This window comes from Glycomyces sp. NPDC048151 (assembly GCF_043202775.1).
GTDB lineage: Bacteria > Actinomycetota > Actinomycetes > Mycobacteriales > Micromonosporaceae > Glycomyces.
Map to the genome: position 1 here is coordinate 338832 of NZ_JBIDBB010000004.1, position 17317 is coordinate 356148.

Annotated in this window: 16 protein-coding genes; 8 read left to right on the forward strand and 8 right to left on the reverse strand. The window is 71.7% G+C overall.

The features are described from left to right. Window positions 1-7: 7 nt before the first annotated feature. From ACGGCP_RS11415 to ACGGCP_RS11430, 4 genes are read right to left on the reverse strand one after another with little or no spacing between them, the layout of a single operon-like run. Window positions 8-871: a hypothetical protein gene (locus tag ACGGCP_RS11415; RefSeq protein ID WP_392964394.1), complete on the reverse strand. Its 864-nt coding sequence runs from the start codon at window positions 869-871 to the stop codon at window positions 8-10. Between the two features lie 9 nt (window positions 872-880). Then, on the reverse strand, window positions 881-2128 hold the full coding sequence (locus ACGGCP_RS11420; protein WP_392964397.1) for an MFS transporter: 1248 nt from the start codon (window positions 2126-2128) through the stop codon (window positions 881-883). Next, window positions 2125-3135, reverse strand: a complete 1011-nt coding sequence (locus tag ACGGCP_RS11425; protein ID WP_392964399.1) for an S-adenosylmethionine:tRNA ribosyltransferase-isomerase — start codon at window positions 3133-3135, stop codon at window positions 2125-2127. The genes ACGGCP_RS11420 and ACGGCP_RS11425 overlap by 4 nt, the downstream gene beginning before the upstream one ends. After that, window positions 3132-3887 carry an SDR family oxidoreductase gene (locus ACGGCP_RS11430; RefSeq protein WP_392964402.1) on the reverse strand — a complete coding sequence of 252 codons (756 nt, stop codon included), beginning with the start codon at window positions 3885-3887 and terminating at the stop codon, window positions 3132-3134. The genes ACGGCP_RS11425 and ACGGCP_RS11430 overlap by 4 nt, the downstream gene beginning before the upstream one ends. 114 nt (window positions 3888-4001) lie before the next feature. Between ACGGCP_RS11430 and ACGGCP_RS11435 the strand changes: the two genes are divergently transcribed. Continuing rightward, on the forward strand, window positions 4002-5147 hold the full coding sequence (locus tag ACGGCP_RS11435) for a GAF domain-containing protein (protein WP_392965088.1): 1146 nt from the start codon (window positions 4002-4004) through the stop codon (window positions 5145-5147). After that, window positions 5140-5760 carry a response regulator gene (locus ACGGCP_RS11440; protein ID WP_392964405.1) on the forward strand — a complete coding sequence of 207 codons (621 nt, stop codon included), beginning with the start codon at window positions 5140-5142 and terminating at the stop codon, window positions 5758-5760. Before ACGGCP_RS11435 ends, ACGGCP_RS11440 begins: the two co-directional genes overlap by 8 nt. A 185-nt stretch (window positions 5761-5945) precedes the next feature. Here the strand turns inward: ACGGCP_RS11440 and ACGGCP_RS11445 are convergent, their stop codons facing one another. Beyond that, on the reverse strand, window positions 5946-6776 hold the full coding sequence (locus ACGGCP_RS11445; protein ID WP_392964408.1) for an aldo/keto reductase: 831 nt from the start codon (window positions 6774-6776) through the stop codon (window positions 5946-5948). Between the two features lie 115 nt (window positions 6777-6891). On the opposite strand from ACGGCP_RS11445, the gene ACGGCP_RS11450 reads away from it, so the two are divergent. Then, complete coding sequence (locus tag ACGGCP_RS11450; protein WP_392964410.1) at window positions 6892-7356, forward strand: hypothetical protein; 465 nt, start codon at window positions 6892-6894, stop codon at window positions 7354-7356. After that, window positions 7353-7667, forward strand: coding sequence for a transcriptional regulator (locus tag ACGGCP_RS11455; protein WP_392964412.1), 315 nt, complete (start codon window positions 7353-7355; stop codon window positions 7665-7667). Before ACGGCP_RS11450 ends, ACGGCP_RS11455 begins: the two co-directional genes overlap by 4 nt. A gap of 47 nt (window positions 7668-7714) precedes the next feature. On the opposite strand, the gene ACGGCP_RS11460 is transcribed toward ACGGCP_RS11455, so the two are convergent. From ACGGCP_RS11460 to ACGGCP_RS11470, 3 genes are read right to left on the reverse strand one after another with little or no spacing between them, the layout of a single operon-like run. Further along, a complete protein-coding gene (locus ACGGCP_RS11460) occupies window positions 7715-8551 on the reverse strand; it encodes an aldo/keto reductase (RefSeq protein WP_392964415.1) in 837 nt (278 codons plus the stop codon). An 18-nt stretch (window positions 8552-8569) separates the two neighbouring features. Beyond that, window positions 8570-9562 carry a GDP-mannose 4,6-dehydratase gene (gene gmd / locus ACGGCP_RS11465; protein WP_392964418.1) on the reverse strand — a complete coding sequence of 331 codons (993 nt, stop codon included), beginning with the start codon at window positions 9560-9562 and terminating at the stop codon, window positions 8570-8572. Continuing rightward, window positions 9559-10326, reverse strand: a complete 768-nt coding sequence (locus ACGGCP_RS11470) for a TetR/AcrR family transcriptional regulator (protein WP_392964422.1) — start codon at window positions 10324-10326, stop codon at window positions 9559-9561. Before ACGGCP_RS11470 ends, gmd begins: the two co-directional genes overlap by 4 nt. A gap of 210 nt (window positions 10327-10536) precedes the next feature. Between ACGGCP_RS11470 and ACGGCP_RS11475 the strand changes: the two genes are divergently transcribed. The 4 genes from ACGGCP_RS11475 (at window position 10537) to uca (ending at window position 17305) form a co-directional block, all read left to right on the forward strand. Then, window positions 10537-12048 (forward strand): sodium:solute symporter family protein, encoded by a 1512-nt coding sequence (locus ACGGCP_RS11475; protein WP_392964425.1) that lies wholly within the window; start codon window positions 10537-10539, stop codon window positions 12046-12048. A 181-nt stretch (window positions 12049-12229) separates the two neighbouring features. Continuing rightward, window positions 12230-13090 carry an urea amidolyase associated protein UAAP1 gene (locus tag ACGGCP_RS11480; RefSeq protein ID WP_392964427.1) on the forward strand — a complete coding sequence of 287 codons (861 nt, stop codon included), beginning with the start codon at window positions 12230-12232 and terminating at the stop codon, window positions 13088-13090. Further along, window positions 13087-13734: an urea amidolyase associated protein UAAP2 gene (locus ACGGCP_RS11485; RefSeq protein WP_392964430.1), complete on the forward strand. Its 648-nt coding sequence runs from the start codon at window positions 13087-13089 to the stop codon at window positions 13732-13734. The genes ACGGCP_RS11480 and ACGGCP_RS11485 overlap by 4 nt, the downstream gene beginning before the upstream one ends. A gap of 1 nt (window position 13735) precedes the next feature. Beyond that, window positions 13736-17305, forward strand: coding sequence for an urea carboxylase (gene uca / locus ACGGCP_RS11490; protein ID WP_392964434.1), 3570 nt, complete (start codon window positions 13736-13738; stop codon window positions 17303-17305). The last annotated feature ends 12 nt before the right edge of the window (window positions 17306-17317 follow it).

The window sequence follows — 17317 nt, forward strand, 5'->3', positions numbered from 1 at the left end:
GGCACTGCTAGCTGAACAACCGCTCTGCCGAGTCGACTTGGAACGCCCTGGCAGCCCAATACTGGAGCTGCTCGAGGTCGGTGCAGGAGGTGATGCGCTCGCGCTCGGCGCCGTCGATCTCGATCCCCCGCTGGTCGAGGATCAGCAGCAGCATCTCGGCATGGCCCTTGGCCTCGCCCTTCGCTTCGAGCTCGTCGATGAAACTGGCCTTGCGTTCTTCGTTGGTGTCCGTCTTCACCAGTGCCTCCAGTCGTTCCAACGCCTTTTCTGAAAGGACGCGGTTGGCAATTCGAGTGTACTTCTGTCGTAGGTGCTCCGGCAGGATCCACAGCGCTTCATAGAGCGCCGCCATCACCGCCTCGCCGTGCTCGCCGTCGCCGTGGGTCATGCAGGAGAGCAACGCCATCTGCTCGACTCCCCGAACCTGCTCGGCGGAAGTGACGACTGGGATGAGATCGGGGCCGATGACGAACGGCACCAGCGTGAATGCCAGATGGCCGGTTTCGATGGGCTGGGCTGCCCAGCGGGCCGTGCGCTCGTTGGGGCAGATGACGACAAGCGCGACCGGGCAGCGCAACTGGGTGCGGATCGAGATGAGGTAATCGGGCCAGACGAAGGACTTGTCGTCGTCCGGCTGGCGCTGCATCTCGTAGACCAGCGCGAACACGGGTTCCTCACCGAGGTAGTAGACCTCGACACCGTCGCAATCCTCCTTGTCTGGACGGTCGAGGCGCGTGATCGCCTCCGACCCGGGGCGGACTTCGGTGTAATCGGGGAGTCGCTGGCCGAGCAGGTCGCAATACAGCTCGGTGGCGAGCTTTGGGTTGTCCTGCAACAACCTCAGCGGTGTCTCATGTTCGTAGGTGACCACGAATCCAACTTAGGTTCGATGGGACCCGCTGCGTTGCAACGACACTCCGCCCGCATCAGCTGTGATGTACACCGTCTGGGAGCGGCGGCCTGCCAGGAACCACCAGGCGAATCCGGTCGCTGTTGCGAGAAGGCCTGCGGCGATGCCCAAGGCGCTCAGGGAGAACCATCCGAGGGCCGTGCCGAGCGCGGCCAGCGAGAGGCGGGCGGTGGCGTTGTAGGTGGTCACGTGGATGGAGGTGACCCGGCCGCGGAGCTCCGCAGGGACGGTGTCCAGGAGGATCGTCGTGTCGAGCGCGATGACGCACCCGCTCGCGAGGCGCATGGCGACCAGGCACGTCAAGGCCCCGGCCAGACCCGGTGCGGCGAAGAAGCCCGCCCATGCGAGTCCTTGCGCCGCATAGCAGGCGGCCCACACCGGCAGGTGCGTCGAGCGGGGGAGGCGGCTCGCGATGACCGTGCCGGCGAGGACGGCGACCCCGTCGCAGGCGAACACGAGCGCGACGGTCGCGGCGTCGCCGCCGAGGCCGTCGACGACGTGGCCGCTGAGCATGACCGTGTAGCCGCCGCCGATGAAGCCCCAGGCGATGCCGATCCAGATCACCGACCGGGCGAGCGGGTAACGGCGGGTCGCGCCGAACCCCTCGCGCAGGCCGGTCGCGAACGACCGCAGCCGGGCGCCGACGCGTTCGCCGTCCGGGGCCGCGGCCGGACCAGTCGCCCGGACCTGCGACAGGACCACCGCGCCGCAGGCGATGAGCGCGGCCGCGCCACCGATCGCCGCGACGGGCGACCACGCGGACACCAGGCCCGCACCGATCGCGCCGACGATCGTCATGATCCCGCCGAGCGAGCCGAACGCCGCGTTCGCCTGCTGCCGCTCCTCGGGCGCGACGAGCCCGTACAGCCACTGCTGCCGGGCCGCGGGCCAGAACGCCATCGCGATGCTCTGCGCCGCATAGCAACCCGCGAGGACGACCAGGTTCCCGGCCGAAGCGCCGACGGCCATCCCGGCGACCGCGACCGCCTGCGCGGCCACCGTCCACAGCAGGAGCGGCCGCAGCCGCGCCCGGTCGGCGGCCAGACCCGCCACCGGTGTGAGCAGCAGCGCGGGCAGGACTCCGGCGAGTTGGACGGCGGCCAGGGCCGCCGTCCCGGCGGCGTCGAGGACGTGGAGCGCGACGCTGATCTGCAGCATCCAGAACGCCGCCGAGAGGCAGGCCGCGGCCGACCACAGCCGCCGCACATCGCGGTTCACGCGATGAGGTGGACGTCGCCGAACTCGTGCCAGAGGTAGCGCGACTCGATCGCGGCGGCGTAGGAGTCGCGGAGGAGGCCGGTGTCGACGACGGCCTCCAGCATCGAGAGGTGCGTGGAGCGGGGCTCGTGGAAGCCGGTGAGGAGGCCGTCGACGACCTGGACCGGGTTGGCGGGGGAGATGATGCGGTCGGTGTGGCCGGAGGCGGCGACGACAGCGCCGTCGACGACCGCGCTCTCCAGCGCCCGCACCGCGGTGGTGCCGACGGCGATGACGCGGCCGCCGGACGCCTTGGCGGCGTTGACGTTCCGGGCCGTGTACTCGCCGACCTCGAACCACTCGGGGTACGGGTCCTCGTCGCTCTCGAGCGAGGCGACCCCCGTGTGCAGCGTGATCGGGGCGATCCCGACCCCGGCCGAGACCAGGCGGGTGACGATCTCGGGCGTGAACGGCCTTGCCGCGCTGGGCATCTCGGCCGAGCCGGGTACCGTGGCGAACGCGGTCTGGTAGGCGTGCAGCGGCCAGTCGCGGTCGACGTAGGAGTACCGGATCGGCCTGCCGTACCGGGCCAGGTAGTCCGGTACCGACTCGACCGGCGGCCGGGTCACCCACAGCCGCTTACCGAAGCGCCGCTCCAGCCGCAGCGCCGTCTTGCCCGGGAGGTCGACGGTCCGGCCGGGCACCTCGCCGAGGAACGGCTTGCCGCGGTCGCGCAGCTCCACCAGCCACGACCCGTCGGGCCGCGTCGAGGAGAAGTGGACGCGCAGGCCCTGCCGGGTCGGCACGGCCGCCGGAAGGGTCGCCGAGTTGTTGACCACGAGCAGGTCGCCGGGGCGGACGAGCGCGGGGAGGTCGTCGAAACTGCGGTGGCGGATCTCGCCAGTGGCCTTGTCAGACACCAGGAGCCGCACGTCGGAGCGGGCGGTCCCGCGCGTCTCGGCGGGTTCGACCGCCTCCAGGGCGGCGTCCAGGGCGAAGTCGAAGGGGGAGGTCAATGTGGTGCTCACGCCCTGGCCTCCTCATGGGTGTGGTTGTGCAGCTTGTCGAAGTCGCGGGCGGCGTACCGGCCGCTCTCGGGGGCTTTCCACTCGCAGGTGCACCAGCGGGCGCCCACGAGCGAGTAGATCGCCGCGGCGGCCAGCGCGGGCGGGTCGGCCTCGGCGGCGTCGGCCTCGCCGACCGCGTCGGCGAGCATCGCGGTGGACATCTCGCCGGGGTCGAGCGCCCAGACGGCGATGGCCGGCTCCTCCGCGGCGAGCACGTTCGACAGCTGGTCGAGCGCGGCCTTCGTCGACCCGTACGGGCCCCACGTCGCGTACGGGCCGGTCGCGGCGTCGGAGGAGATGTTGACGATCGCGCCGCCGCGCTCCCGCAGGGACGGCAGTGCGAGCTGCGCCAAGGCGATCGGAGCCCAGACGTTCATCTCGAACAGGCGCGGCCACGCCGTCAGGTCCGCTTCCGCGAGCAGCGGCAGCGGAACTTCACCCAGTGTCGAGGCGTTGTTGACGAGGAGGTCGAGCCTGCCTTGGGCCATGGCGACGAGCTCCCGGCGGTGCACGGCGTCGGTGACGTCCCCGGCCAGGTAGGCGGCGCCGAGGCGTTCGGCGACGCGTTTGAGCCGCTCCTCGCCGCGGGCGGTGAGGATCAGGTTCCAGCCGGAGGCGGCCAGGCGCTCGGCGAGGGCCTCGCCGAGCCCGGCGGAGGCCCCCGTGACGATGGCGGTGCGGTCGTCCACTTGCGGCAGCTGTGCTTCACTCATGGCCTCACGCTATTTCCGGCGCGGGCCGGGCGCATCGGGCCGAGGTCGCGGTCAGGACTGCGGCGCAGGTCCTAGGACCAGCGACCGAGGCCCGAGTGCCGCCGCGTCGACTAGATTGGCAGCGTGACCGCCTCTTCTGATCCGACCGCGCTGCTGCACGAGGTGTCGGCCGCCGTCGGCGCGATCACCCGGCACCTGTCCGTGCACCAGGTGCTCGAGGTGATCGTCTCCTCGGCCCGGCGCCTCGTCGGGGCCGACTACGCCGCCATCGGCATCCCCGACGACGAAGGCGGGTTCGCCGAGTTCATCACCGACGGCATCGGCGAGGAGCAGCGGCTCGAGATCGGGCCGCTGCCGCGCCAGCACGGGATGCTCGCCGCGATCCTCGCCGAGAGCGAGCCGATCCGCCTCGACGACCTGCGCCGCGACCCGCGCTTCCAGTGGTGGCCGAAGGCGCACCCGAGCATGGCCGCGCTGCTGGGCGTCCCGATCCAGGAGTGCGGGCGGACCCTCGGCATCGTCGTGCTCACCAACGACCTCGGCAAGCCCGGGTTCAGCGAGGCCGACACCGAGCTGATCGAGCTGCTCGCCTCGCACGCGGCCATCGCGATCACCAACGCCCGGCTGTACGAGCGCAGCCGCGAGCTCACCGTGGTCGAGGAGCGCAACCGGCTCGCCCGCGAACTCCACGACGCGGTCATGCAGCGCCTGTTCTCCCTGCGGCTCTCCGCGCGCGCCGCCCGCAAGCTCGCCCCGACCGACCCCGAGGCCGCCGCTTGCCGCCTCGCCGAGGTCGAGACCCTCGCCGCCGAGGCCATCGCCGAGCTGCGCGCCGTAATCGTCGAGCTCCGGCCCGCCGACCTCGACGCGCACGGCCTGGTCGAGACCCTGCGGCGGCACGTCAACCTCCTCGACCGCCTGCACGACACCGAGGTCACGTTCGAAGTGAGGTCCCCTGTGGACCTCTCGCGGGACGGCGAGGTCGAAGTGCTCCGGCTCGTCCAAGAAGCCCTGAGCAATGCGTTCCGGCACGCCCGCGCCCGCCGCGTCGCCGTCACCGTCGAGTCCGAGCGCATCACCATCGCCGACGACGGCGACGGCTTCGACGCCGACGAGGCCGCCACGCGCGGCCTCGGACTCCTGTCGATGCGCGAGCGCGCCAAGGCGCTCGGCGGCGGCCTCGACCTGAGGACCGCCCCGGGCGAGGGCACCGCCGTGGTCCTCGAACTCGACTCGACCGAGGAGGCCGACCGTGGCTGAGATCCGGCTCCTCCTCGTCGACGACCACCCGGTCGTCCGTCGCGGCCTGCGCGGCTACCTCGAACTCGAACCGGACTTCACCGTCGTCGGCGAGGCGGGCGACGGCGAAGAGGCTTTGCACGCCATCGAGGAGACCCGCCCCGACGTGGTCCTCCTCGACCTCAAGATGCCCGGACTCGACGGCCAGGGCGTGCTCGAACGCCTGGACCAGGACGCCCCGCGCGTCCTCGTCCTCACCTCCGCCACCGACGCCGAACGCGTCCCGAACGCCATCACCGCGGGCGCGGCCGGGTTCGTGTACAAGGACATCGACCCCGACGCACTGGCGAGCGCGATCCGAACCGTCCACTCCGGACAACTGCTGCTGTCCCCGGTCGCCATGCGCGGCTTGATGAACGGCAACGGCAGCACGACCTCGGCCCCTTCCCTGACCCCGCGCGAGAGCCAGGTCCTCGGCTTGATCGCTAAGGGCCAGACCAACCGCCAGATCGCCCGCGCCCTCGGCGTCTCGGAGAAGACCGTGAAGACCCACGTCACGAATCTCCTGCGCCGCATCGGCGCCGCCGACCGCACCCAGGCAGCACTGTGGGCGGTTCGCCACGGTATCGGATGAATCGCTGATTGTGACCGTCTATTGAGTCATCACCCATCGTGATCATTTAAGGTCCCGTCGTGTGCCCCGGCGACGGGCTCCCGAACTTCGCCTGGGAGATGGCCTTCTAGGAACGCTGCGCGAAGCTTGAGTGACAGAGGAAGCCGGCGGCACCGGTTCCGGTGCCGCCGACGTTTTCGCGTGGGCTAGTTGACTTCGAGGGGGTCGCCGCCTTGGCGGTTGCCGGTGTCGAGGGCGTCGATCTGGGCGAGGTCGGCGTCGGTGAGGGCGAAGTCGAGGACCTGCCAGTTCTCGCGGATGCGTTCGGGGGTCACCGACTTGGGGATGACGACGTTGCCGCGCTGGAGGTTCCAGCGCAGGACGACCTGCGCCGGGGTGCGGCCGTGGGCCTCGGCGACCGTCTTGACGGCGGGCTCGTCGAAGAGGCCGCCGCCGCGCAGGGCGAGCGGGCCCCAGGACTCGGTGACGACGCCGTGCTCGTCGTGCCAGGCCCGCAGCTCGGGCTGGCTGAAGTACGGGTGCAGCTCGACCTGGTTGATCTCGGGGGCCGTGCCGGTCTCGGCCTCGCAGCGGGCGAGGTGGTCGATCGTGAAGTTCGAGACGCCCGCAGAGCGGAGCAGGCCCTCGGAACGGGCGTCGAGCAGCGCCTGCCAGGACTCGACGTACTTGTCGACCTTCGGGCGCGGCCAGTGCAGGAGGTACAGGTCGAGGTAGTCGGTGCCGAGCCGCTCGAGGGACTCGTTCAGGTTGCGGCGGACCTCGTCGTAGCCGTGGTCCCAGGTCTTGCTGGTGAGGAAGATGTCGCCGCGCGCGACGCCGGACTGGCTGATCGCCTTGCCGACACCGGTCTCGTTGCTGTAGCCCACGGCGGTGTCGACGAGCCGGTAGCCCGTCTCGAGCGCGGTCGCGACCGCGGCGCGCACGTCGGCGCCGTCCTCGATCCTGAAGGTGCCGTAGCCGTAACGCGGGATCTGGGCCCCGCCGGACAGGGTGATCGCTGTGCTCATTTCGCTCATGCGCGCGAGCCTACTCAGTTGGAAGGCGATTGCAAAACGCCCCGCCGAGAAATACTTGCCAATATGGAAAGTCTCGACTTGACGTAATGGAAAGTCATCCGCTAGACTTTCCGACATGGAAAGTGAACTGACCCCCCAGGAAGCGCAGGCCGCCCTCGCCGCCGTGCACGAGTCCCGTTCCGACATGGCCGACCGCCTCATCACCCCGTGGTGGTACCACCCCGTGCTCGGCGTCCTCGTGGGCGGACTCGTCGCCGTCGCGACGAGCGGCGTCGCGTTCCCGATCCTGATCGGCGTGCTCGCGGTCTACGGCGTGGGCCTGTACCTGCTCGTGACCGCCTACCGCCGCAAAGCCCGCGTGTGGTTGAGCGGATTCGACGGCGGCCCGAAATCGCGCCGCAGCGCCACGGCCATGCTGGTCGCCACCCTCGCGATCACGATCGCGGGCTCGGTGTTCAGCATCGGCCTGGAGATCCGCTGGACGGCCCTGCTCACCGGCCTCGCGGTCGCCGCGGCCGTCACCGTCTGGGGCCGCCACTACGACAAGGTCGTCCGGGCCGAGCTGCGTGAGGCCTCATGACCGCAGCAGGGTTCGAGAGCGCGCGGTTCGACGAGATCATCCACGCGCCCAACCGGTTGCGGATCTGCTCGATGCTCTCGGCGATGAACGAGGTCGAGTTCGCCGCCCTCCGGGAGGCCCTCGGCGTCTCCGACTCGGTCCTCAGCAAACAGCTCAAGGCCCTCGAGGACGCCGGATACCTCAGCGTCAAGAAGTCCCCTTGGGAGGGCCGCACCCGCACCTGGGCCGCCCTCACCCCCGCCGGGAAGGACGCCTTCAACGGGCACGTGGCCGAACTCCGGCGACTCGCGGCGGGCGTCGCACTCGAGTAGCGCACAACGGAAAGCGGGGCGGGCGGCCAGGCCGCCCGCCCCGCTCCTCAGCGCTCGTTGCCGCCGGGGTCGATGCCCTGGCGCTTCCCGGTCTCCAGCGCGTCGATCGCCGCCATCTCGTCCCCGGTCAGTGCGAAGCCGAACACTTCGAAGTTCTCGGCGATACGGCTCGCCTTGGAGGACTTGGGGATCACGACGCAGCCGTGTTGCAGGTGCCAGCGGATGACGACCTGGCCCGGGCTCATCCCGTGCGCCTCGGCGGCGGCCGTGACGGCCGGTTCGGCGAGGACCGAGCCGGTGCGCTGGCCGAGCGGCCCCCACGACTCGGTGGCGATGCCGCGTTCGGCCTGCCAGGCGCGCAGCTCGGGCTGGTTGAAGTACGGGTGCAGCTCGACCTGGTTCACCGAGGGGTACACGCCGACGGCGTCGTGGACGGCGTCGAGGTGCTCGGGCAGGAAGTTCGAGACCCCCGCCGAGCGGATCAGGCCCTCCTCCTTGGCCTTGAGCAGGGCCTCGAAGGTCTCGGCGTACAGGCCCTGCTTGGGCGAGGGCCAGTGGATCAGGTACAGGTCGAGGTAGTCGGTGCCCAGGCGCTCCAGCGAGGCCTCGAGCGCGGCGCGCGCCTTGTCCGCGCCGTGGTGGTCGTTCCAGACCTTCGTGGTGAGGAAGACCTCGCTGCGCGGGACGCCCGAGCCGTTGACCGCGCGGCCGACGCCGACCTCGTTGCCGTACATCTCGGCGGTGTCGATCAGCCGGTAGCCGGTGGCGAGCGCGGCCTCGACCGCCTGCTGGGCCTCGTCGTCGCCGACCTTGTAGGTGCCGTAGCCGATGCGGGGCATCGCGGTGCCGTCGTTGAGCTCGATCGGAGCGCTGAGATCAGTCATGCCCCGAGGGTAGCCGCGTCAGAGGGCCTTGCGGTCGGCGTCGACCATGATCCGCGCGAGCTCGTCCCAGTGGACCTTGGCCTTCCAGCCGATCTCGCGCGCGATCTTGGCGGGGTTGCCGATGAGCTCGGGGACCTCGGCGGGCCGCTCGTACCGCTCGTCGTGCTCGACGTGGTCGCGCCAGTCGAGCCCCGCGTGCCCGAACGCGGCCTCGGCGAAGTCGCGGACGGTGGCGGGCTTGCCGGTGGCGAGGACGTAGTCGACCGGTTCGTCGTGCTGGAGCATGAGCCACATGGCCTCGACGTACTCGGGCGCGTAGCCCCAGTCGCGCACGGCGTCCATGTTGCCGAGGAAGACCTTCCGCTCCAGGCCGGCCTCGATGCGGGCGACGGCGCGGGTGATCTTGCGGGTCACGAACGTCTCGCCGCGCCGGGGGCTCTCGTGGTTGAAGGAGATCCCGTTGACGGCGAACATGCCGTAGGACTCGCGGTAGTTCACGGTGGCCCAGTGCGCGTAGACCTTCGCGACGCCGTAGGGGCTGCGCGGGTGGAACGGCGTGGCCTCGTCCTGCGGGGGCGCGGTGAGGCCAAACATCTCCGAAGTGGACGCCTGGTAGATCCGGGTATCGATCCCGCTGGCGCGCACGGCCTCCAGGAGCCGGATCGCGCCGAGCGCGGTCACGTTCGCGGTGTACTCGGGGAGGTCGAAGCTGACGCGCACGTGGCTCTGGGCGGCGAGGTTGTAGATCTCGTCGGGGCGCACGTCCCGGACGAGGTTGCCGAGCATCCCGGCGTCGGTGAGGTCGCCCTTGTGGAGGAAGAGCCTGCGACCGGTGTCGTGCGGGTCCTGGTAGACCGCGTCGAGGCGGGAGGTGTTGGCCAGGAGCGACGACGCGTGCCGGACGATCCCGTGGACCGTGTACCCCTTCGCGAGCAGCAGCTCCGTGAGGTACGAGCCGTCCTGCCCGGTGATGCCGGTGATGAGGGCGGTCCGGCCGGGAGTCGTTGTCATGCGCGGTCCTTCGGCGTCGTCGAGCTCGGGAGGTGTTCGGAGCGGCCGATCCAGTCGGCGCAGAGCCGCAGGCCCTGGCGGCGCGCGAAGGGGAGGTCCCGGCTTCCGGCCAGGCGCAGCACGCCGTCGGCGACGCCCGCCGAGTAGGTGGCGGGGTCGGCGACCGGGGCGTGCTCGAGGCGGGCGAGGATGACGCCTTCGACGAGGCCGAAGACGAGGTGCGCGCGCTCGGCGAGCCCGCCGGGCGGGTAGTCGCGGGCCGGGTCGGTGCGGCCGAGGAGCTCCCGGTAGGAGTCGCGCAGCCGCCCGCGCATCTGCCGGAACGGCGCGAAGGCCTCCTGCTGCACTTCGGGAAGCAGGTACAGCGCGCCGAGGTTGTGCTCGGCCCCGGCGAGCTGCGCGGCGTCGATGCGGGCGAGGGCCCAGAGGCGGGCTTCGGCGGAGGCGTCCCGTTCGGCGAGCGCCCATTCGGCGAATTCGAGGGACGGGGCCACGGTGGTCTCCAACAGGCTGCTCAGCAGGGCTTCCTTGCTGGGGAAGTGGTAGTACATGCTGGCCTGGCGCATCCCGGCCCTGGCGGCGATGGCGCGGGTGGAGGTGGCCGTGTAGCCCTGGACGGTGAAGAGCTCGGACGCGGCGGCCAGGATCTGGTCGCGGGGCTCGGCGGCGGGTGCGGCGCCGCCGTCGGGGCCCTGGGCGGCCCGGGGGCGGCCGACGCGCCGCTTGGGCCGGTCCGCCTGGGACTCCTTCGCTGCGGTGGGCATCGGTACGCCTTCCTGTCCAGTGTGCGCGCACCAGTCTAGTTCGCGGGCTTCCGATCCGGTCGGCGAGCGCGTGCCCGGCGCGCGCCGGGCCTCAGCGCGTTGCCGTTGTGCGGGGGTGTTCATGCCGGTGAAATAAATTCTGTCAATCGATCGAAATACCAGGGCGATTAGTTTCTATCGACTGATAGAAATCTGATCGGAAGGTGCCCGATGATACTCCTCGGTGTAGGGCTCTCAATCGTCGTCGTCCTCGTGATTGGCCTGGTCGTGTCCCGGAAAGTGGACGGCGACTCCGGCCGCTACCTCGTCGCGGGCCGCACGCTCGGCGTCCCGCTCGTCGCCGCCGGGCTCATGGCCCAGGCGGTCGACTCCAACGCCACCCTCGGCAACACGGACCTCGCCTACGGCTTCGGCTTCTGGGCAGGGGCGAGCCTGCCCATCGGGCTCGCCCTCTGCCTGATCCTCACCGGCGTCTTCTTCGCCAAGCGCATGAACGCCGCCAAGCTCCTCACGCTCCCGGACTGGTACGCCCGCCGCTACGGGCGCCGCATCGAACTGTCCGCCTCGGTCGCCATGATCGGCGCCTACGTGCTCCTGCTCGCCGGGAACCTCGTCGCGGGCGGCTTCCTGTTCGAGCACTTCCTCGGGATCGACTACACCGTCGGCGTGCTGCTCATCGTCGCCGTGGTCATGACGTACACCGTCGCCGGAGGCATGTTCTCCGACTCCTACACCGCCGCCGCCCAGATGGTCATCACCGTCGTCGGCACCGCCTCCCTGTTCACCTGGGTGGCCCTGACCCACGGGATCTCGGTCCCCGAAGGCATGGGCGCCTTCGACCTCGGACAGCTCACCGACCCCGCCCAAGGCGCCCCGATCAACTGGGCGACCCTCATCGCCCTCGGCGTCGGCGACATCGTCGCCATCGACTTCATGCAGCGCATCTTCTCGGCCAAGAGCCCGTCCGTCGCCCGCCGCGCCTGCTTCCTCGGTGCGGCCGGGACCCTCCTCATCGGCATCCCCTTCAGCTACGTGGCCCTCTCCGCGGTCGACATCGTCGGACCCGACGCGGGCTCCGCGGTGCTGTTCACGCTCCTGGAGGACCACGCGCCCGCCTGGCTCGCCATGCTCGTGCTCGCCGCGGTCGTCGCCGCCTCCTGCTCGACCGCGAACGGCGCGATCCTCGGCACCGGCGCCGTCGCCGCCCGCAACATCGCGGGCATCCGCGAGACCGACAGCGGCCGCCTCCCCGAACTGAAGGTCTTCGGTGCGGGCAAGGACCCGCTGCTGCGCGCCAGCCGCATCGCGATGTTCCCGATCGTCGCCCTCGCCGTCCTGGTGGCGGTGCGGGTCCCGCAGACCGGCATCCTGCTCACGCTCGCCTTCGACCTCATGCTCGCGGGCCTGGTCGTGCCGTTCGCCTTGGGGCTCTGGTGGAAGCGCGGCGGCGCGGCCTCGGCAGCGGCCGCGATCGCCGTGGGCTTCGGCGTGCGCCTCACCCTGTTCGCCCTCACCCCCACGGTCTACGGCGTCCCGAACGACCTGCTGTACATCGAGAACGACGTGTTCACCGCGTCCCTCGACGGCTGGTCCACCTTCATCGCGTTCCTCGCGGGGACCGCCGCCTACGCGGCGGTCGCGCTGCTGCGCCCCGCCAAGGCCTACCGCACCGCGGCAGCGGCGCCCGGCGCAGTCCGCGAACCGGTGGCCGCGAAGGCCTGAGCCGCGCCGGAGGCCCCCGCGGACGCGTTCCGCGGGGGCCTCCGCCGTGTCCGCCGACGACAAGCGGCACAACCGGTTGTGCGGCCAAGGCAATCAAGCCGAAACGCGGCAGTCACCGCTCCGAACCCTTGCGCGGCTAATTTCTATCAAGCGACAGAAATTGATCGGAGCGGAGGACCGCATGACCGAAACCCCTGCACCCCAAGCCGAACCGTCAGCCACGGGCAACACCTACGCCGCCCGCGACCACGCCCGCGCCCAAGAAGCCGCCGCAGCGGCCACCGAACGCGCCTGGGTCCCCGCCGCCGACCACCCCGGCACCCCGGCCGACATCGACCCGGACAAGCTCGTCTGGGCCGAGACCGTCGGCGGCGGCGGATACGCCCACCAGACCCTCGCCCCCGGCACCGTCGTCGAACTCACCGACCTCGACGGCGACGCCTGCGTACACCTCGCCCTCGCCTGGGCCGGAAGTCCCTGGGAGCGGCTCTGCGTCGCCGACACCCTCAAAGTCCAGTGGAACGCCTACCTCGGCCAGGGCAGCCTCCTGCTCTCCGACCAGGGCCGCGCGCTGGCGACCCTGGTCATGGACGAGTCCGGCCGCCACGACGCGTTCTGCGGCGCGCCCACGGCCGCCCAGAACGAGGCGCGCTACGGCGACGGCACGCCCTGGGGCCCGACCCCGGCCGCCCGGGAACTGCTCAAGCTCGCCGCCGCCAAGCACGACCTCACCGCCCGCGACCTCCCGCAGACCGTCGCACTCTTCAAGGGCCTCAAGGCGGACGCCGAAGGCCGTCTCCACTGGCTGGGGGGCTCCGGTCCAGGCAGGAGGGTCCGCCTCCTCGCCGAGGCTCCGCTACTGGTCATGCTCGCGAACACCCCGCACGCCCTCGACCCGCGCGAGGACTACACCGTCGGCCCGGTCCGCGCCCTCGCCTGGCGCGAGCGCCCGACAGGAACCGGCGACGCCCGCTGGGACGCCACCCCCGAAGGCCGCCGCGCCCTCGCCAACACCGCCGCCCGGATCGGAGCCGCCGCATGACCGCCGAACCGCCCACTGTGTCCGTCGTGGACCCCCGCGCCCCCTGGTCCGGGTTCGTCGCCGCCGGGCAGACCCTGCTGATCACCGACCTCGAAGGCAACCAGGCCGTCGACTTCCTCCTCTTCGACGCCGCCGACACGAGCCTGCGCTACAGCGCCCAGAACACGATCGCCGCCGCCGGATCGCTGTTCCTGACCACCGGCTCGGTCCTGCGCGACGTCGAGCACCGCCCCCTCGCGCGCGTCACCGCCGACAACTGCGGCCGCCACGACACCATCGGCGGCGCGTGCTCCAAGGAGTCCAACACCCTCCGCTACGGGCACCAGACCTGGGCGCAGCACGCGTGCGTCGAGAACTTCCTCCACGAGGGTGCGAAATGGGGCCTGGGAAAGCGAGACATGACGAGCAACGTCAACTGGTTCATGAACGTGCCCGTCGAGGACGACGGCTGCCTGGGCATCGTCGACGGCATCTCCGCGCCCGGCCTCGAGGTGGCCCTGCGCGCCGAACGGGACGTCATCGCCCTCATCTCCAACTGCCCTCAGATCAACAACCCCTGCAACGCCTTCAACCCCACCGCGATCCGCGTCTCGGTCACCGGGCCGACCGACGCCTCGAGCACCCCGGCGAGAGCGGAGTCCTGACTTGACCTTCGACACCCTCCTGATCGCCAACCGCGGCGAGATCGCCGTGCGCGTCATCGCCACCGCGAAGCGCATGGGCCTGAGGACCGTGGCCGTCTACTCCGACGCCGACCGGGCCGCCGCGCACGTGGACGCCGCCGACACGGCGGTGCGCATCGGCGGCCCCGCCCCCGCCGACTCCTACCTGCGGCCCGAACGGATCCTCGAAGCCGCCGCCGCGACCGGCGCGGGCGCGATCCACCCCGGCTACGGCTTCCTCTCCGAGAACGCCGCCTTCGCGCGGGCCGTCGAGGACGCCGGGATCGCCTTCGTCGGGCCCGCCCCCGAGCACCTGGAGCTGTTCGGCGCCAAGCACACCGCGCGGGCCGCCGCCGAGGCCGCCGGAGTCCCGCTCCTGGCCGGGACCGGGCTGCTCGACGGCGTCGAGCACGCCCTCGCCGAAGCCGACCGCATCGGATACCCCGTGATGCTCAAGGCCACCGGGGGCGGCGGCGGCATCGGCATGCGTCCGGCCGCCGACCCTGCCGAACTGCGCGAGGCCTGGGACAGCGTCAAGCGCCTCGCCGAGAGCGGCTTCGGCGACGCCGGGCTCTTCCTCGAACGCCTCGTGCGCCGCGCCCGGCACGTCGAGGCGCAGGTCTTCGGCGACGGCCTCGGCGAGGTGGCGGTCCTCGGCGACCGCGACTGCACCCTCCAGCGCCGCAACCAGAAAGTGGTCGAAGAGGCCCCCGCACCCGACGTCCCGGCCCGCCTTCGCGAGCGCTACCAGCAAGCGGCGCAACGGCTCTGCGCCGACGTGCGCTACCGCTCCGCGGGCACCGTGGAGTTCCTGTACGACACCGAACGCGAGGAGGTCGCGTTCCTGGAGGTCAACACCCGCCTCCAGGTCGAGCACCCCGTCACCGAGGCGGTCTTCGGCGTCGACCTCGTCGAATGGATGCTCCGCCTCGCCCAAGGGGACGCCGCCCCGATGCGCCGCCCGCTGCGGGCGAGCGGCCACGCCGTGCAGACCCGCCTGTACGCCGAGGACCCCGCCCAGGGCCACCGGCCCTCCACCGGCACGATCACGCACCTCGCGCTCCCCGGAGGCGTCCGCGCCGACACCTGGATCGAGGCCGGGACCGAGGTCGGACCGCACTACGACCCGATGATCGCCAAGCTCATCAGTCACGGCCCCACCCGCGCCGACGCCGTCGCCACCGCCGCGAACGCCTTGGGCGAGCTGCGGATCGCGGGGGTCGAGACCAACCAGGGGCAGCTCGCCGCGGCCCTCGCCCACCCCGACTTCGCGGCCGCGCGGCACACCACCGCGACCCTCGCCGACGTCCCCGACCCGCGCCCGCGCATCGACGTCCTCGCCGCCGGGACGCAGACCACGATCCAGGACTGGCCCGGCCGCACGGGCTACTGGCAGGTCGGCCTGCCGCCCTCGGGCCCCATGGACGACCTGTCGTTCCGCCTCGGGAACCGCGCCCTCGGCAACCCCGAGGGCGCCCCCGGCCTCGAATGCGTCGCGCAGGGGCCGACACTGCGGTTCAGCCACGGAACGACGGTGTGCGTGACCGGCGCCCCGGCCCCGATCACGGTGGCCGGTGCGCCTGCGCCGCAATGGGAGCCGTTCGACGTCCCCGCTGGAGCCGAACTCGCGGTGGGCGCTCCCGAGACCGCGGGCATCCGCACCTACCTGCTCGTGCGCGGCGGCCTCGACGTGCCGCACTATCTCGGCTCGGCCGCCACGTTCACCCTCGGCGGGATCGGCGGCCTCACCGGGGCCGCGCTCAAACCCGGCGACGTCCTGCGCGCCGCACCGGCCGGGCCCGGGACGCCGGCCCCCGTGCCCGAAGCGGACCGGCCGGCGTTCACGAACGTGTGGGAGCTGCCGGTCGTCGAAGGCCCGCACGCCGCCCCCGAGTTCTTCACCCGCGAGGACATGGACGACTTCTACAGCGCCCGTTGGGAAGTCCATTTCAACTCCGCCCGCACCGGGGTGCGCCTCACCGGCCCGAAGCCGCGCTGGGCCCGCCCGGACGGCGGCGAGGCGGGCCTGCACCCGTCGAACCTCCACGACAACGCCTACGCGATCGGAGCGGTCGACTTCACCGGGGACATGCCGGTCCTGCTCGGGCCGGACGGGCCGAGCCTGGGCGGGTTCGTCTGCCCAGCGACGGTGATCAAGGCGCACCGCTGGCGGCTCGGGCAGCTGCGGCCGGGGGACACCGTGCGCTTCGTGCCCGTCAGCGACGCGGGCGTCCCGAACGCGCGACGGAACCCGGCGCTCGCCCCGGCCCCCGACCGCGCCCCGGTCGCCGACGGCGGCGTCCTGGCCCGGATCGCGGCCGGACCGGACGCCCCGGCCGTCGCCTACCGCCGCTCGGGCGACGACAACCTCCTGATCGAGTACGGGCCCAACCTCCTCGACCTGGCCCTGCGGATGCGCGTGCACGCCCTGGCCGAAGCCGTCGCCGCGAGCCTCGGCGACGAAGTGCTGCTCGACCTGACTCCCGGAGTGCGAAGCCTCCAGGTCCACTTCGATCCGGCCCGACTCAGCCAGTCCGCACTCGTCGATCGGCTGACAGAAATCGAAGCGACACTGCCTTCCACGGAAGACCTCGCCGTGCCGAGCCGCGAAGTGTGGCTGCCTCTGTCCTGGGACGATCCGGCCACCCGGGAGGCCATCGACCGGTACATGAACGGCGTGCGGGACGACGCGCCGTGGTGCCCGTGGAACATCGAGTTCATCCGCCGCATGAACGGCCTCGACTCGGTGGACGACGTCTACCGCACGGTCTTCGACGCGGAATACATGGTGCTCGGCCTCGGCGACGTCTACCTCGGCGCGCCCGTCGCGACCCCGCTCGACCCGAGGCACCGGCTCGTCACCACCAAGTACAACCCGGCGCGCACGTGGACGCCGCAGAACGCGGTCGGCATCGGCGGCGCGTATCTGTGCGTCTACGGCATGGAAGGCCCCGGCGGCTACCAGTTCGTGGGCCGCACCGTGCAGGTGTGGAACACCTACCGCCAGCGCGGCCCGTTCACCGGGGGGAAGCCGTGGCTGCTGCGCTTCTTCGACCGCATCCGCTGGTACCCGGTCGGGACCGAGGAGCTGGGGGAGCTGCGGGCTGAGATGGACGCGGGCCGGTTCACACCGCGCACCGCCGACGGGGAGTTCCGCTACGCCGACTACCGCCGGTTCCTCGACGCCAACGAAGAGGGCATCGGCGCTTTCCGTGCGCGCCAGGCGGAGGCGTTCGCGGCTGAGCGCGCAGCCTGGGAGGCCTCGGGCGAGTTCGACCGCCAGGAGGCCGAGCCGCCGCAGGCGGCGACCGAGGAGGTGACGGCCCCGCCCGGCGGGGCCGTGGTGGCCGCGCCGCTGGCGGCGGCGGTGTGGAAGGCCCTGGTCGAGCCGGGGCAGGAGGTCGGAGCCGGGGACGCGCTGTACGTCCTGGAGGCGATGAAGATGGAGACCCCTGTGCTGGCGCCTCAGGCCGGGCGGGTCCTCAAGGTCCTAGCGGGCCCGGGAGACCTTGTGGCGCAAGGCAGCCCGCTGGCGGTCCTGGAACCGAGCTGAGGACGGCGCGCG

Excerpts from the sequence above, each read along its gene's own strand:
- ACGGCP_RS11430 (WP_392964402.1), bottom strand. The coding sequence starts at position 3,887 with ATGAGTGAAGCACAGCTGCCGCAAGTGGACGACCGCACCGCCATCGTC.
- ACGGCP_RS11445 (WP_392964408.1), bottom strand. The coding sequence starts at position 6,776 with ATGAGCGAAATGAGCACAGCGATCACCCTGTCCGGCGGGGCCCAGATC.
- ACGGCP_RS11450 (WP_392964410.1), top strand. The coding sequence starts at position 6,892 with ATGGAAAGTGAACTGACCCCCCAGGAAGCGCAGGCCGCCCTCGCCGCC.
- ACGGCP_RS11455 (WP_392964412.1), top strand. The coding sequence starts at position 7,353 with ATGACCGCAGCAGGGTTCGAGAGCGCGCGGTTCGACGAGATCATCCAC.
- ACGGCP_RS11460 (WP_392964415.1), bottom strand. The coding sequence starts at position 8,551 with ATGACTGATCTCAGCGCTCCGATCGAGCTCAACGACGGCACCGCGATG.
- gmd (WP_392964418.1), bottom strand. The coding sequence starts at position 9,562 with ATGACAACGACTCCCGGCCGGACCGCCCTCATCACCGGCATCACCGGG.
- ACGGCP_RS11470 (WP_392964422.1), bottom strand. The coding sequence starts at position 10,326 with ATGCCCACCGCAGCGAAGGAGTCCCAGGCGGACCGGCCCAAGCGGCGC.
- ACGGCP_RS11475 (WP_392964425.1), top strand. The coding sequence starts at position 10,537 with ATGATACTCCTCGGTGTAGGGCTCTCAATCGTCGTCGTCCTCGTGATT.
- ACGGCP_RS11480 (WP_392964427.1), top strand. The coding sequence starts at position 12,230 with ATGACCGAAACCCCTGCACCCCAAGCCGAACCGTCAGCCACGGGCAAC.
- ACGGCP_RS11485 (WP_392964430.1), top strand. The coding sequence starts at position 13,087 with ATGACCGCCGAACCGCCCACTGTGTCCGTCGTGGACCCCCGCGCCCCC.